The 15,394-nt window shown below is 61.8% G+C and carries 10 protein-coding genes; 9 read left to right on the top strand and 1 reads right to left on the bottom strand.

Annotated elements, in window-relative coordinates; all coding sequences use genetic code 11:
• Positions 1–93 precede the first annotated feature (93 nt).
• The 6 genes from ACCAA_RS03680 to fliK all read left to right on the top strand — a co-directional run bounded on the left by ACCAA_RS03680 (position 94) and on the right by fliK (position 5,937).
• Complete coding sequence (locus ACCAA_RS03680) at positions 94–1,881, top strand: flagellin N-terminal helical domain-containing protein (RefSeq protein ID WP_186405888.1); 1,788 nt, start codon at positions 94–96, stop codon at positions 1,879–1,881.
• Between the two features lie 87 nt (positions 1,882–1,968).
• Complete coding sequence (locus ACCAA_RS03685; RefSeq protein ID WP_186405889.1) at positions 1,969–2,346, top strand: flagellar protein FlaG; 378 nt, start codon at positions 1,969–1,971, stop codon at positions 2,344–2,346.
• 170 nt (positions 2,347–2,516) lie between these two features.
• Positions 2,517–3,923, top strand: a complete 1,407-nt coding sequence (fliD, locus tag ACCAA_RS03690; protein ID WP_186405890.1) for a flagellar filament capping protein FliD — start codon at positions 2,517–2,519, stop codon at positions 3,921–3,923.
• Between the two features lie 9 nt (positions 3,924–3,932).
• Entirely contained in the window at positions 3,933–4,346 is a 414-nt protein-coding gene (gene fliS / locus ACCAA_RS03695) for a flagellar export chaperone FliS (protein WP_186405891.1), read from the top strand.
• A complete protein-coding gene (locus ACCAA_RS03700) occupies positions 4,343–4,645 on the top strand; it encodes a flagellar protein FliT (protein WP_186405892.1) in 303 nt (100 codons plus the stop codon). The genes fliS and ACCAA_RS03700 overlap by 4 nt, the downstream gene beginning before the upstream one ends.
• On the top strand, positions 4,642–5,937 hold the full coding sequence (gene fliK / locus ACCAA_RS03705; protein ID WP_186405893.1) for a flagellar hook-length control protein FliK: 1,296 nt from the start codon (positions 4,642–4,644) through the stop codon (positions 5,935–5,937). The genes ACCAA_RS03700 and fliK overlap by 4 nt, the downstream gene beginning before the upstream one ends.
• 138 nt (positions 5,938–6,075) lie before the next feature.
• Here fliK and ACCAA_RS03710 read toward each other — a convergent pair whose 3' ends face one another.
• On the bottom strand, positions 6,076–6,360 hold the full coding sequence (locus ACCAA_RS03710) for a DUF1640 domain-containing protein (protein ID WP_186405894.1): 285 nt from the start codon (positions 6,358–6,360) through the stop codon (positions 6,076–6,078).
• 53 nt (positions 6,361–6,413) lie between these two features.
• Here ACCAA_RS03710 and ACCAA_RS03715 point away from each other — a divergent pair, with 53 nt between their 5' ends.
• Genes ACCAA_RS03715 through ACCAA_RS03725 form a run of 3 tightly spaced genes read left to right on the top strand, consistent with a single transcriptional unit; the run spans position 6,414 to position 15,394 of the window.
• Positions 6,414–6,842, top strand: a complete 429-nt coding sequence (locus ACCAA_RS03715; protein ID WP_186405895.1) for a DUF4351 domain-containing protein — start codon at positions 6,414–6,416, stop codon at positions 6,840–6,842.
• 13 nt (positions 6,843–6,855) lie between these two features.
• Positions 6,856–14,655 (top strand): O-linked N-acetylglucosamine transferase family protein, encoded by a 7,800-nt coding sequence (locus tag ACCAA_RS03720; RefSeq protein WP_186405896.1) that lies wholly within the window; start codon positions 6,856–6,858, stop codon positions 14,653–14,655.
• A 58-nt stretch (positions 14,656–14,713) separates the two neighbouring features.
• On the top strand, positions 14,714–15,394 hold the full coding sequence (locus tag ACCAA_RS03725; RefSeq protein ID WP_186405897.1) for a DapH/DapD/GlmU-related protein: 681 nt from the start codon (positions 14,714–14,716) through the stop codon (positions 15,392–15,394).

Here is a 15,394-nt window from a genome sequence, read left to right on the forward strand (position 1 = left end):
CGAAGAAATCGCCACACAGGATGGGCCGGCAAAAGCCTGAAGAGGCAAGTCACCGCAACCCAAAGTCTCTCTTACCCAGCCAGGAGAAGCAAAATGCCCTCAATGATCGGTACAAACGTTGCCTCACTCAACTCGCAACGTAGCCTCACCTCGTCGCAGAATGCACTCGCGACTTCCCTGCAGCGCCTGTCATCCGGCCTGCGCATCAACAGCGCCAAGGACGACGCGGCTGGCATGGCCATATCGACCCGGATGACATCCCAGATCAATGGTCTCAACCAGGCTTCGCGCAACGCCAACGACGGTATTTCCATGTCTCAGACGGCCGAAGGCGGCTTGCAGAGCATCACCGACTCGCTGCAGCGGATGCGCGAACTCGCCGTGCAGTCGTCGAACGCCAGCAACACCAGCACGGACCGCGCCGCCATTCAGACAGAAGTCGACCAACTGGTACAGCAGATCAATACCGTCTCCGGCCAGACGGCATTCAACGGCGTCAAACTGCTCGACGGCAGCTTTACCTCGCAGTCCTTCCAGATCGGCGCTAACTCGGGCGAAAAGATCACCATCGGCTCGATCTCCAGCGCCAAGGCTGATGCTCTGGGCGTTGGCACGACCTCCTCGTATTCGACGACCAACACCGGTGCAGCCGCTACCGGCAACATCTCCGCCGGTGGCATCACCGTCAATGGCTACGGGATTGGCCCGAGTACTCGCGACGGCGTCTCCGCTGCGGGAAGCAATGACAGCGCCCTCGCCAAAGCGGCGGCCTTCAATGCCGTGGCGGGACAGACGGGCGTCACGGCCACGGCAGGCGCCACCACGCTGACCGGCGCAGCAAACAGTGCCCAGGTCGCTATTGCTGGCAATGCCACCGACAACCTCTATGTCAATAACGTCAAAATAGGTGCCATCGCAGCAGGCACCAATGCAACCACTCAGGGCGCCAACATCGCAGCCGCGTTCAATGCCGTTTCCGACCAGAGCGGCGTCACTGCCAGCTTCAACACCAGCACGGGAGCCGTTTCTCTGACCGCAGCCGATGGCCGCAACATCAGCCTGATCGGCACAGGCACCGGCGCAACGCTGGCGAACACGGGTCTGACGGTGGGAACCGGCGCCGCGATCACTGGCGCTGGTACCGCCGCCGTGGGAGCGTTAGCTGCCGGTGACCTGACGATCAACGGCTATGATGTCGGTGCAGTTTCTGCCGGTACCGACGCCACGACTCAGGGTACCAACGTCGCAGCGGCCATCAATGCGCTGACCAGCAAGACCGGTGTCACGGCAACCAATTCCGCGGGCACAATCACCTTGTCATCGGCGCTTGGGCAAGCCATCAGTATCAGCGGCAGTCTGACCAACCAGACCGCCACGGCAACGGCCACCGGTTTGAGCGCCAACCAGTTGGGAGCGTCCGCCACCGCGTCAACCAATGCCATTATCACGCGAGGGTCTATCCAGCTAAGCTCGTCGGGGAGTAGCGGTATTACCCTGGGAGGGTCAGACATTGCCCGAGCGGGGCTGACTTCAGCCTATACAGCAGCCACCGCGAGTTTCGGCGCCGGGATTTCGAGTGTCAATCTCACCACCGCCAGTGGCGCGCAGAACGCCATTGCCACCATCGATTCGGCGCTGGCCAACATCAACTCGAGTCGAGCGAACCTCGGCGCGGTGCAGAACCGGTTCAGCAGCGTAGTCAGCAATCTGGCGACAACGTCGGAAAACCTGTCGGCGTCACGCAGCCGCATCATGGACACCGACTTTGCAGCGGAAACCGCCAGCCTCTCGCGCAACCAGATTCTGCAGCAGGCGGGTACGGCGATGCTGGCGCAAGCCAATTCACTGCCGCAGGGCGTCCTCGCGCTGCTACGCGGTTAAGCGGTTCGGCCTAAATAGCAGTACCATCGGGAGCGCAGTCGTGGCAACGCGGTCGTGCTCCCGATTATCTTCCTCAAGGAGGACAAGATGAACATCCAACCCACGGTCGACTCTAGACCGCTACAGGGCAACCCGGCGGTCAGCAGTGCGACACGGGACGTCAAGACACCCGGCGAAGCCTCGCTCAGGGCGCTCAAGGCAGTCGAGCCGACGCAGTCGCCGCAGGCGGTTCAGCCAACTGACCGGGCAAAGCTGGAAGCGGCGACGCAAAGCGTTCGCGAGTTTGTCGAACCGATCAACAGCAATCTGGAATTCAGCGTGGACCACGATACCGGGGAGACGGTCGTCAAGATCATCGACCGCGCGACAAAGGAAGTGATTCGCCAGATGCCTTCGGAAGAAATGCTCGCCGTGGCCAAGGCGCTCGACAGCATCAAGGGGCTGTTTGTCAAGCAGACAGCCTGACGCGTCCCTCGCTGAGAAGCGGTGAATGAATCACCGAATCGTGATTCGATGTTTCGTCATTCCCGCGCATGCGGGAATCGTTTTATCGTTTTGAAGAAAACAAATGTCTACGCTGTGGATTCCCGCATACGCGGGAATGACGGTTTAGTTGCGCTGCGCAGGAGAGAATCATGGCAACTTCCTCATCGGGCATCGACGTAAACAGCATCGTCAGCCAGTTGATGACGGTGGAACAACGCCCGCTGACCGTCCTGAAAACCAAGGAAGCGGGCTTTCAGGCCAAGATCTCGGCGCTCGGCTCACTCAAGAGCGTCGTTTCGGCGCTGCAGACGGCCGCCGGCAACCTCGTTCCGGTGACCGGCACGACCGCCACGCAAAAATTCTCGGTCTTCAAGACCACGGTCGGCGACGCGACGATCGCTTCGGCGACCTCCTCATCGAGCGCCGTTGCCGGCACGTATAGCCTTGAAGTGAATCAGTTGGCAAAACAGCACAGCATCGCCACGTCCACGGTGGCAACCCCATTCTCGGGGACCGACGGCACGCTGACCACCGGCGGCACGCTGACCATCAGGCTCGACGCTCAGGCCGGTTCGGCGACGCCGAGCAAGACCACCGATGTGACGATTGCCGACGGTGCGACACCGGAGGCCATTCGGGATGCGATCAACAAGGCCAGCGCCGGTGTTTCGGCGGTGGTGATCAACGGCACCGCCGGCCAGCAACTTCTCCTGACTGGCGACACTGCCGGCAGCAACCAGTTCATCAAGCTCTCGGGAGTCGCTGGCCTGGCCTACGACCCGAACCTGCCTCCCTCCCCGCTTACCGACCCCTTTGCCCAGTCGCAGGCTGCGCAGGGTTCGGCCTTCAAGCTCAATGGTATCGCTGCGACAGCAACCACCAACACCGTGACCACGGCCATCGACGGTATCACCCTCACCCTGCTCAAAGGCCCGGAAGCACCGGCGACATCGCTCAGCACGACGCTGACGATCAGCAAGGACAATAGCAGTCTGACGACTGGAGTCACGGCACTGGTCAAGGCGTTCAACGATTTCAACACCACTGCCACCAGCCTCGGCAATTACAATGCAACGACCAAGGTGGCCGCCGTGCTCAACGGCGACAGCACGCTGCGCGGAGCACAGGCTGCCTTCCAGACGTTGCTCGGCAAGGTCCCTGCTGAACTCTCCACGGCTACCCTGCAGCACCTTTCGGACATCGGCGTCAGCCTGCAGAAGGACGGCAAGCTCACCGTCGATTCGACCAAGCTGAGCGCGGCGATCGCCAGCGACTTCACCGGCGTCGCCAACCTCGTCTCCGCCTATGGCAGCGCCTTCAAGGCCGCCGCCGACGGACTGGTCGCTGCCGGCGGCCTGATTGCCGCCCGTAGCGATGGGCTGAGTGCGTCGATCGTGAGCCTCGGCAAGCAATCCGACGTGATAACGCAACGACTGACAGAGATCGAAAAGCGCTATCGCAGTCAGTTCACGGCCCTCGACGTGCTGCTCACCGGGATGAGCAAGACCAGCGATTACCTCACGCAGCAGCTCGCCAACCTGCCCAAGATCAGCTAGGAGTGTTCAATGTTCGGAAATGCACGTAACGCGATTTCAGCGTATCAGAAGGTCGAGGTTGACCTGGCCATCGAAGTCGCCGACCCGCACCGACTGGTCCTGTTGCTCTTCGCCGGCGCGCAGGCGGCGATCGGCAAGGCGCGCGCCGCCATGGAGCAGCAACAGATTGCCGCCAAAGGGGAAGCCGTTTCCAAAGCCATCGATATCATCGCCAACGGCCTCAGGGTGAGCCTGGACCTGGAAAAAGGTGGCGAGATCGCCGAGCGGCTCGATGCGCTCTATGAGTACCTGGTGCTGCGCCTACTGCGCGCCAACCTGAACAACGACCTGCGCGCGCTGGAAGAAGTTTCGGGTTTGCTCGAAGAGATTCATGGCGCCTGGCGAGCGATTGCACCCGGCGCGCGGCAACAGGCCAGCGGATGAGCGAGTCTCTGGTCGCGCTCGAGGAACTGTTGGCGCTGTCAGAAGCGATGGTCAGCGCGGCAGCGGCCGAAGACTGGGAGAATCTGGCCAGCCGCGAAGCGGAACGTCGCGCCCTGGCAGACCGTCTACCGGCCGATCTGACGGCCAGCCTCGCGGCAACCGCGCAGCCGCGCGCGCGCCTCCTGATCGCCGCTTGCCAGCGCTGTGAGGCAAGCATTCGCCCGTTGGTCGAGGCTCGCCTGGACGATCTGCGCGTCGTTCTGCGCGCCGTGCGCGGCCCAGCGCTGCCGCTGCAATGATCAGCGTCGACCTCGCCAACCGCCTGCAACCGGGCGCCGACCCGGCTTTGCGGCCGGCTTTGCCGGCCCAGGAGATCACCGACAAACTGTCCGGGCTGGTTGCCGGGCAGAGGCTGCTGGCACAAATCGAGTCGCTGATGCCCAATGGCAGCTACCGCGCACTGATCAACCAGCGTAGCGTCACCCTCGCCCTGCCTTTTGCCGCCAAGACGGGCGACTCGATCGAACTCGAGGTCACCGAGAGCGACGGCAAGCTGACCCTGGCCGTCGTGGCACGCGAGGCAGCAGGGGCCGGGAAGGCGGGCAACGAATCGGCCACCACCAGCTTGAGCCGCACCGGACAACTGATCAGCAATCTGCTCGTGGGTAATCGCGACGCCAAAGGTGGACCTGCAGCATTGCCGCTGAACGGTAACCAGCCGATTGCGGCCGCGCCACCGACCAGCGCACAGGCCCTGCAACCGCTGCTGGAACAGGCGATCACGCAGAGCGGCATGTTTTACGAAGCGCATCAGGCGGAATGGGTCGAGGGCCGTTACAGCAAGGAACAGTTGCTGCAGGAACCGCAAGGCAGGCTGGCCCCGCAGGTACCGACCCAGGAACTCCCGGCCCCGCCGGGATCCCCGGCGGCTGGCGCAGCGCGCAGCATGGCCAGTGCAGTCCTTGACGGAGCACCGATGCCGATGAAGTTCGCCGAGGAGAATACCGCGCCGATGCCGATCAAGTTCGCCGACGCGAATGCCGCCACGATCCAGCCTGGCCAGGTCGACCAACCCGTCGCCCCGCAGGCACAGGCACTCGTCCGGCCAGGTGCGATCCCCGACAACGCGCCGGTGCCGATCAAGTCCACCGAGGCGAATACCGGTACCATCCAGCGTGGCCAGGTGGTCGATCAACCCGTCGCCCCGCAGGCACAGGCGATCGTTCAGCAGCAACTCGAAGCTTTCGCGACGCAGAGTTTTTCCTGGCAAGGACAGGTCTGGCCCGGTCAGCAAATGGAGTGGCAGATCGACGAACCGAACGGGCACCGCGAAAATGGCGCTGGCGAGAGCAGCGAGAACAGCGAAAGGTGGCAGACGCGACTACGTCTGACGCTGCCGACGCTTGGCGAGGTCGATGCGCGACTGCATATCCAGGGCAAGCAGATCACGCTGGCCGTAATGGCCACCGACGCCGACACGCGTGCGCTGTTGCGTAGCGACTCCGCCAGCCTGCGCAGTCAGCTCGAACAGGCCGGACTGGACCTCTCGTCACTCGGCGTCACTGCGCCACAGGAGAGCCAGCCTTCGTAGGTTGGGTTGGGTTGGGTTAAACCGGCCTTCGACAAGCTCAGGCCTTAACCCAACTTCTTGCGGCGAAAACACCGGGTTATGCTGGGCTAACCCGACCTAGGGAACTTAAGCTTCGCGGGATGAAACGATGAAACTGGATCAGTGCGGCAGGCGCAGGACGGCAATGAGGATGCCGACGGCCAGAGTGAAGAATGCACCGAGTCTGATGGTGAGCCGCAGTTCCATCGCCTGCATATCCTTGCCCATGCCGTCAATTCGGTTCTCCAGCCGAACCATGTCGGCCTTGGTCGCCAAGGTGGAATCCAGCGCCTCGGACAGAGAGTCCTTTTGTGCTTCAGCGATGGCGGCCGCCTGTTCGCGGGAGAGTCCGGCTTTTTCCAGCCGCTCCACGAACTTGAAGGTATCAAAGGTGGTTGTGCTCATGGGTTACAGCATACGCCACTTGACGGCCCACCCGCAACCGGCAGCAATTCTCATTGCGACCCATTGCAGGTGATAACCCTGAACAGCGCTATGCGGCAAAATGGCGGTTGGCCAGGCCGCTCTACGAACGTCACTGGGATAAACAGCGCATCATCGACAGGTTCAGCGTCATCGACTGGCTGATGCGGCTGCCGACCGAGCTGGAGCAACGCCTGTTGCAGGAAGTCTGCACCCTGGAAAGGAACCTCAGTATGCCCTACGTCACATCTGCCGAACGCTTCGGAATTGAAAGGGGCCTGCAACAAGGTGGCCAGAAGCAAGGCGAAGCCGCGCTCCTCCAGCGCCAACTCGCCCGTCGATTCGGCCCACTGTCAGATGCAGGCGCTGCCCGATTGGCGAGTGCCAGTATCGACCAACTGGCAACCTGGGCGAGAAAGGTGCTCGATGCCGAATCGTTGGACAACGTCCTTGATCCACAGTAAGTCCACGCAAGGGATGGCTCCCTCAGTCACGCTCGACGAGGCCCTTGCCCAGGCGCTGGCGACAGCGCTCGCCTGCCAAGCTGCCGGCTGCTTGTGCGAAGCCGAGCAACTCTATCGAGCCATCGTCCAGGCGCGGCCCGATCACCCGCAAGCGAACCACCAACTCGGCCTGCTCGAAGTCCAGCGGCAGCAGCCTGCTGCTGGTCTGGCGCACTTCCTCGCGGCAGTGGAAGGGAGCCCGGAATCAAGTCAATACTGGCTGAGCTACATCGATGCCCTGCTTCTCGCGGGCCAGACGGACACGGCACAACAGGTCCTCGCGCTCGGCCGGCAGCATGGTCTGGCCGGGGAGGCCCTGGACTCATTGGTAAAACGTTTGACCGATAGTAAGGCAGAGAGACCTTCCGGCAAGACCGCAGAGTCTAGGCCAGCCAAGGCGAGCAAAAAAGCATTTAGGAAAATGACTGTCGGCCGCAACGCGAAGCCAAGCACTCAGGAAGAGAGTGCGCTCGTCGGACTGTTCAACATCGGCAGATACAGCGAGGGAGAGTCCCTCGCTCGTGCACTGACCGAGCGCTACCCTGATCATGGTTTTGGCTGGAAAGTGCTCGGCGCGATGCTCACGTTGCAGGGGCGCGATACGGAAGCGCTGCCAGCCATGCGGCACGCGGCACGACTGCTGCCACGCGATGAGCAAGTCCAGAGCAATCTGGGCCTGGTGTTGGCCGAAATGGGGCAACTGTCCGACGCCGAAGCCTGCCATCGGCGAGCACTGAAAATCAGGCGGGACTTCCCCGAAGCGCATTACAACTTGGGCAACGTCCTCAGCTTGCGGGGACTGCACAGGGAAGCGGAAACCAGTTATCGAAGCGCAGTGGCTCTAAAGCCTGACTTTTCCCTCGCACACTGCCAACTCGGCAACGTTCTCAGGGACGAGGGCCGTCTTGCAGAAGCGGAAGCCGCTTGCCGAAGGGCGCTGACGCTTCAGCCGGAACTGTCCGAAGCACACAATAACCTGGGAACAATCCTCAAGGCGCAAGGCCGTCTCGACGAAGCCGAAAGCAGTTACCGACGAGCGCTGGCCATCAAGCCGGATCAAGCCGAGATCCACAACAACCTCGGGGAGATGTTGAGAGAACTGGGCCGGCTGACCGAAGCGGAGAACGCATTGCGCCGTGCCCTGGAATGTAAGCCGGATCTTGCCGTGGCGTACTCCAACCTCGGCAACACTCTTGCGACCCAAGGCCGTTTCGCCGAGGCGGAAGCCGCTTGTCGCCAGGCGCTGAGCTACAAACCGGATCTTCCCGAGGCACTCGCCATCCTGGGCTTGGCGCTTGGTGGCCAAGAACGACTCAGCGAAGCTGAAGCCAGCTTCCGCCGCGTGCTGAAATACCAACCGGATTTTGCTGAAGCTCATCATAACCTTGGCCACATCCTCCGGGCTCAGGGACGATTGAGCGAAGCTGAAGCCAGTTTTCGCCGTACTCTGGAACTTCAGCCCAACCTCGCTGCTGCGTTTCACAATCTTGGCGTGACCCTGACTGAACAGGGCCGATACGCCGAAGCCGAGACAGCCTGTCGGCAATCACTGACGATCGCAGACGACCCTGTAGTGCTTAGCGCCTTGCTTTTCTGCCTGAGTCACAACGAAGCCATCGATGCGGAGGCGCTGTTTGCCGAGCACTGTCGGTTTGGCGAGCAGTTTGAAGCCCCCCTGCGCGCTGACTGGCCGCGGCACCCGAACCGCAAAGACCCGGATCGTTGTCTGCAGATCGGTTTTGTTTCCGCTGATTTGCGCAGCCACGCGGTTGCCAACTTCATCGAGCCGGTCCTGGCAGAACTGGCGAAATACCGGCAATTATCGCTGCACGCCTACGCCAACCACGCCGTCGAAGATCACGTCACGCAGCGTTTGCGCGAGCACGTCGCTCACTGGCATCCGGTGGCCGGGATGTCGGAATCGGCGCTCGCCGAGGCCATCCGCGATGACGCCATTGACATCCTGATCGACCTGAGCGGCCATACCGCCCACCATCGGCTGCTGACCTTTGCTCGCAAACCGGCACCGATCCAGGCAAGCTGGATCGGCTACCCCGGCACCACCGGCCTGCCGGCCATGGACTACTATCTGGCCGATCGCTTCCTGCTGCCCGCCGGCGAATTCGACAGCCAGTTCACCGAGAAAATCGTCCGCCTGCCGGCCGGCGCGCCCTTCCTGCCGTTCGCCGGCGCACCGCCAGTGGGTCCGCTACCCGCTCTGAGCCAGGGGCATATCACCTTTGGCAGCTTCAACCGACCGACCAAGATCAGCCCCGCGATGGTCGCTCTCTGGTCACAGTTGCTGACCGCCCTGCCCAATTCCCGGATGCTGCTCGGCGCGATGCCGCAGGAAGGGCAAGCCGACCACCTGATCGACGACTTCGCGCGCCACGGCATCAGTCGGGAACGATTGAGCTTCCATCCGCGTTGCGACATGCAAGGCTATCTCGAATTGCATCAACAGGTGGACATCTGTCTCGATACCTTTCCCTACGCCGGCGGAACGACGACTTTTCACGCCTTGTGGATGGGGGTACCGACGCTGACGCTGGCCGGCCGTACCATGCCCGGCCGAACAGGTGCGGCGATCCTGGGTCAACTCGGACTGGGAGCCTTCATCAGCCACAATGCCAATGAATTCGTCGCTCAAGGCATCGCCTGTACCGCGGACCTCGCGGCTCTAGCCAGGCTACGGGCCGAACTGCGCGAGCGTCTGGGTCAATCGGCGATGGGTCAGCCCAACCTCATCGCCGCCGGCCTCGAACGAGCTCTGCGCATCATGTGGCAACGCTGGTGCGACGAGCTGCCAGCAGAAACATTCGAGGTGCGCGCGCAGGAAGCGCGACACGGGTTCAATGGTGAGCAGAATATGCCCCCCGCCGTGACACTCGACGAGGCACTTACCCAGGCGTTCGAGAAGGCCGTCGCGTACCAAAATTCGGGCCAATTGAGCGAAGCCGAGCAGCTTTATCAGGCGATCCTGAAGACGCAACCGAATCACCCGCGGGCGAATCACCAACTCGGTCTGCTGGAGTTACAGCGGCAGCAGCCGGCCACTGGCCTGCCACACTTGATGGCGGCACTTGAAGCGTGTCCGGAATTCAGCCAATACTGGCTGAGCGCACTTGATGCTCTCCTTCTGCTGGGCCAGGTGGACACTGCCCGGCAGATGCTCGTGCTTGGCCAGCAGCATGGCCTGACAGGGGATGCTGTCGATTCCCTGGTACTGCGCCTGGTCGAGAATGGGCCAGAGCGAGAGCCACCTATCGCAAAAACCGCAATGCCCTTGCCAGGCAAGCCGGGCAACAAGCCCTCCACCAAGCGGACTGCCGCCGGTCGCAGCCAGGAATCCAGCGCTGACGAAATGAAGACCCTTCTGGCATTATTCCACGCCGGTCACTACAGCGAGGGAGAAGCCCTCGCCCGCGCACAAACCGAGCGCTACCCGCGGCAGGGTTTCGGCTGGAAAGTGCTCGGCGCGATGCTCAAATCGCAAGGGCGCGATATGGAAGCGCTGGAAGCCATGCTGCAAGCAGCAAGACTGCTGCCTCGCGATGAGCAAGTCCAGGACAATCTGGGCCAGGTACTGGCCGATATGGGACAACTGTCGGAGGCCGAAACTTGTCATCGGCGGGCGTTAAAAATCAGGCGTGACTTCCCCGAAGCACATTACAACTTGGGCAACGTCCTCAACGCACAGGGACACCTCCAGGAAGCCGTAGCCAGTTATCGACGGGCAGTAGTTCTGAAGCCGGGGTTTCCCCTCGCACACTACAATCTCGGCAACGCCCTCATGAACCAGAACCGCCTTTCCGAAGCGGAAACCGCTTACCGGAGGACGCTGGCACTCCAGCCGGACCTAGTCGAAGCGCACAACAATCTGGGTACAATCCTCAAGGTGAAAGGCCGTCTCGACGAAGCCGAAACAAGTTACCGACGAGCACTGACCCTCAAGCCATATCAGGCCGTGACCCATTACAACCTCGGCAACATACTCAGCAGCCAAAACCGTCTCGCAGAAGCCGAAGCTGCGTGGCGCACTGCTCTCGACTGCAAACCCGACTTTCCCGAGGTCCTTGTCGTCCTGGGTTCAGCCCTCAACGAACAGGAACGACTCTGTGAAGCAGAAGCCTGCTTCCGCCGCTCGCTGGAACTTCAGCCCGACCAGGCTGACGCGCTTCTCAGTCTCGGCGTTGCCCTTAATAAACTTGGCCGATACTCTGAAGCCGAGGCAGCCTGCCGGCAATCCATGGTGATCCAACCCGATTACGACCTGGCGCATAGCGCTTTACTTTTCTGCCTGAGTCATAACGAAGCCATCGATGCAGATGTACTGTTTGCCGAGCACTGTCGGTTTGGCGAGCAGTTTGAAGCCCCCCTGCGCGCTAACTGGCCGCTGCATCCCAACCGCAAAGACCCGGATCGTTGCCTGCAGATCGGTTTTGTTTCCGCCGATTTGCGCCACCATGCGGTCGCCAACTTCATCGAACCGGTCCTGGCAGAACTGGCGAAATACCGGCAATTATCGCTGCACGCCTATGCCAACCACTCGCTCGAAGATCACGTCACGCAGCGCCTGCGCGAGCATGTTGCTCACTGGCATCCGGTGGCCGGGATGTCGGAATTGGCGCTCGCCGAGGCTATCAGCGATGACGCCATTGACATCCTGATCGACCTGAGCGGCCATACCGCCCACCATCGGCTGCTGACCTTTGCCCGCAAACCGGCACCGATCCAGGCGAGCTGGATCGGCTACCCCGGCACCACCGGCCTGCAGGCCATGGACTACTATCTGGCCGATCGCTTCCTGCTGCCCGTCGGCGAGTTCGACGGCCAGTTCACCGAGAAAATCGTTCGCCTGCCGGCCGGCGCACCCTTCCTGCCATTCGCCGGCGCACCGCCGGTGGGCCCGCTACCCGCTCTGAGCCAGAGGCATATCACCTTTGGCAGCTTCAACCGGATGACCAAGATCAGCCCCTCGGTGGTCGCTCTCTGGTCACAGTTGCTGACCGCCCTGCCCAATTCCCGAATATTGCTCGGCGCGATGCCGCCTGAAGGGCAGGTCGAGCACCTGATCGACGACTTCGCGCACCACGGCGTCACCCGGGAACGATTGAGCTTCCATCCGCGTTGCGACATGCAAGGCTATCTCGAATTGCATCAACAGGTGGACATCTGTCTCGATACCTTTCCCTACGCCGGCGGAACGACGACTTTTCACGCCTTGTGGATGGGGGTACCGACGCTGACGCTGGCCGGCCGTACCATGCCCGGCCGAACAGGTGCGGCGATTCTCAGCCATGTCGGACTGACCGCCTTCATCGCCCGCAACGCCAGGGAATTCGTCGCCCAGGGCATCGCCTGCAGCGCGGACCTCGCCACTCTGGCCAGGCTGCGGGCCGAACTGCGCGAGCGTCTGGGTCAATCGGCGATGGGCCAGCCCGACCTCATCGCCGCCGGCCTCGAACGCGCTCTGCGCCTCATGTGGCAACGCTGGTGCGACAAGCTCCCGGCAGAAACATTCGAGGTGCGCGCGCCGGAACTGCAACAAGGCCTCAGCGCCGCGCAGAACACGCCTGCCGTTGTGATGCGCGAAGAAGCCACTGCTCGATCGTTCGATAAAGTGCCGACCTGCAACCGTGTGGGGCCGGTGGATGCCTTTGCACCGCACCTGGCCGACAGCGTGCCGGATCAACCGGCTAGCGCCCTCTCTCCCCGGCCAGTCAGACCAGACAACAAGCTCGCCGGGAAAAGGGCTACCGGTCGAAGCAAGGAGCCTGCCGCTGAGGAAGTCAATACTCTCGTAACCCTGTTCCATGCCGGCCACTACCGGGAGGGAGAAGTCCTCGCCCGTGCACTGACCGAGCGTTTCCCTGAGCATGGTTTCGGCTGGAAAGTGCTCGGCGCGATGCTCAAGTCGCAGGGTCGCGATACGGAAGCGCTGCCTGCCATGCGACACGCGGCAAGACTGCTGCCACGCGATGCGCAAGTCCAGAGCAATCTGGGCCTGGTGCTGGCCGAGATGGACCAACTGTCCGAGGCCGAAGCCTGTCACCGGCATGCCCTGAAAATCAAACCGAACTTCCCGGAAGCGCATTACAACCTGGGCAACGTCCTCCACGCGCAGAGACTGCCCAGGGACGCAGAAGCCTGTTATCGACACGCACTGACCCTTGAACCGGATTACGCCAAGGCTCACAACAACCTTGGAGCAATGCTCAGAGAACTGGGCCGACTGACCGAAGCGGAGCGCGCGTTGCGCCGTGCTCTGGAGTGCAGCCCCGATTTTGCCAAGGCCCATGCCAACCTCGGCAGCACCCTCGGCGACCAGGGCCGCCTCGCCGAAGCAGAGACCTGCTTCCGACGTGCACTGCGAATCGAGCCTGACCTGGTTGACGCGTCCGTGAATCTCGCCCTGACTCTGACCCAATCGGGCCGATACGCTGAAGCCGAGGCAGCCAGTCGGCAAGCCCTGCAGATCCAGCCCGATTACGTCCTGGCGTATAGCAACCTGCTTTTCTATCTCAGTCACGACGAAGCTGTTGATGCGGCAGAATTGTTTGCCGAACACTGTCGGTTTGGTGAGCAGTTTGAAGCCCCTCTGCGCGCTGATTGGCCGCGGCACCCGAATCGCAAAGACCCGGATCGTTGCCTGCAGATCGGTGTTGTTTCGGCCGATCTGTACCACCACGCCGTCGCCAGCTTCATCGAACCGGTGTTGGCTGAACTGGCGAAGTATCCTCAATTATCATTGCACGCTTACTCCAACTGCGCCGTCGAAGACCACGTCACGCAACGGATACGGGGACATGTGGCGCACTGGCATGCAATTGCTGGAATGACCGACGCTGGGGTCGCCGAAAAGATCCGCGAAGATGGAATCGATATCCTGATCGATCTGAATGGCCACACCGGCCATCATCGGTTGCTGGCCTTTGCCCGCAAACCGGCTCCGATACAGGTCACCTGGATAGGCTATCCCGGCACCACCGGGCTGCAGGCCATGGACTACTACCTGAGCGATCCCTTTTTCCTGCCGCGCGGCGAATTTGACGGGCAGTTCACCGAGAAGATCGTCTACCTGCCCTGCTGCTCACCCTTTCAGCCCTTCGCGGACGCGCCGCTGATTGGCCCGCTACCCGCCCTGAGCCAGGGCCATGTCACTTTTGGCAGTTTCAATCGCCCGACCAAGATCAGTGCCTCGGTGATCGCCCTCTGGTCACGACTACTGGCCGCGGTGCCCGATTCCCGGATGCTGCTCGGTGCGATGCCGCCGGATGGACGAGTGGAGCAACTGATCGACGACTTTGCACGCCATGGCATTGGCAATGACCGCCTGAGTTTCCACCCACGATCCACCATGAGCAACTATCTCGACCTTCATCAGCGGGTGGACATCTGCCTCGATACCTTCCCCTATAACGGAGGAACCACCACTTTCCACGCCTTGTGGATGGGCGTGCCGACGCTGACCCTGGCCGGCGGTACCTTTCCTGGGCAAACCGGGGCGGGGATTCTGGGCCACGTTGGACTGCCAGCCTTCATCACCCGCAATGCCACCGAATTTGTCGAGCGCGGCGCCACCCTGGCGGCCGACCTTCCCCTTCTGGCCGGACTGCGTAACGAGTTACGCGAGCGACTGGCTCGATCGGCCTTCGGCGAGCCAGTCCTCATCGCCGCAGCCCTCGAACGCGCCCTGCGTGGCATGTGGCAACGCTGGTGTCACGACCTGCCAGCCGAGTCATTCGAAGTGCGCCGGCAGGATTTACCTTGAACACCCAGGCGACCAGGATGATCAAACATTTACAAAAGTCTTCCGCAGGCTGTTATTGATGGCCCGCGAAACACTCATCATCTACGGCAATGGGCAGATAGCCCGCATGCTCCTTCATTTTGCCCGAAGCCAGTTTGACGTCGTCGCCTTCACCGTGGACCGCTCGGTTCGGCAAGAGGCGGAAATCGAGACGGTGCCCGTGATTCCCTTTGAGGACATTGCCGACCATTTTTCGCCGAATGCGCACCAGATGATCATCGCAGTCGGCTACCGGGAAATGAACGCGCTTCGCGCCCGGAAACATGCCGAGGGCCGAGCCAAGGGATACTGCTTCACCAACTACATCCATCCCTCGGTGGTATGGCACCCCAACCTGATCGCGGGCGAAAACAATGTCATTCTCGACCATGTGGCCATCCACCCCTACACCCGCCTGGGCAACAGCAATTTCGTCTGCAGCAATACATCGATTGGACACGGCTGCACGATCGGCGACCACTGCTGGATCAACTCGGGCGTCTCGATCGGCGGCGAAACCCGGATCGGCGATGCCTGCTTCCTGGGAATCAATGCCGCCATCGGCGACAACATCGTGATGGGGGATCGCTGTTACATTGGTGCAAATACGCTGATCTCGCGTTCTACCCAAGCGGATGAAGTGTACATTTCCGCCGGCGGCGAACTTTTTCCCCTGCGCAGCCATGCCTTTCTGCAATTCATTTCCCCTCCCACGCCTTGA

Origin of the sequence: Candidatus Accumulibacter aalborgensis (genome assembly GCF_900089955.1) — a bacterium.
GTDB classification, from domain to species: Bacteria; Pseudomonadota; Gammaproteobacteria; order Burkholderiales; family Rhodocyclaceae; genus Accumulibacter; species Accumulibacter aalborgensis.

What these genes read in the sequence shown, in the direction of transcription:
- ACCAA_RS03680 (WP_186405888.1), top strand. Translation starts at nt 94, where the DNA reads ATGCCCTCAATGATCGGTACAAACGTTGCCTCACTCAACTCGCAACGT.
- ACCAA_RS03685 (WP_186405889.1), top strand. Translation starts at nt 1,969, where the DNA reads ATGAACATCCAACCCACGGTCGACTCTAGACCGCTACAGGGCAACCCG.
- fliD (WP_186405890.1), top strand. Translation starts at nt 2,517, where the DNA reads ATGGCAACTTCCTCATCGGGCATCGACGTAAACAGCATCGTCAGCCAG.
- fliS (WP_186405891.1), top strand. Translation starts at nt 3,933, where the DNA reads ATGTTCGGAAATGCACGTAACGCGATTTCAGCGTATCAGAAGGTCGAG.
- ACCAA_RS03700 (WP_186405892.1), top strand. Translation starts at nt 4,343, where the DNA reads ATGAGCGAGTCTCTGGTCGCGCTCGAGGAACTGTTGGCGCTGTCAGAA.
- fliK (WP_186405893.1), top strand. Translation starts at nt 4,642, where the DNA reads ATGATCAGCGTCGACCTCGCCAACCGCCTGCAACCGGGCGCCGACCCG.
- ACCAA_RS03710 (WP_186405894.1), bottom strand. Translation starts at nt 6,360, where the DNA reads ATGAGCACAACCACCTTTGATACCTTCAAGTTCGTGGAGCGGCTGGAA.
- ACCAA_RS03720 (WP_186405896.1), top strand. Translation starts at nt 6,856, where the DNA reads ATGGCTCCCTCAGTCACGCTCGACGAGGCCCTTGCCCAGGCGCTGGCG.
- ACCAA_RS03725 (WP_186405897.1), top strand. Translation starts at nt 14,714, where the DNA reads ATGGCCCGCGAAACACTCATCATCTACGGCAATGGGCAGATAGCCCGC.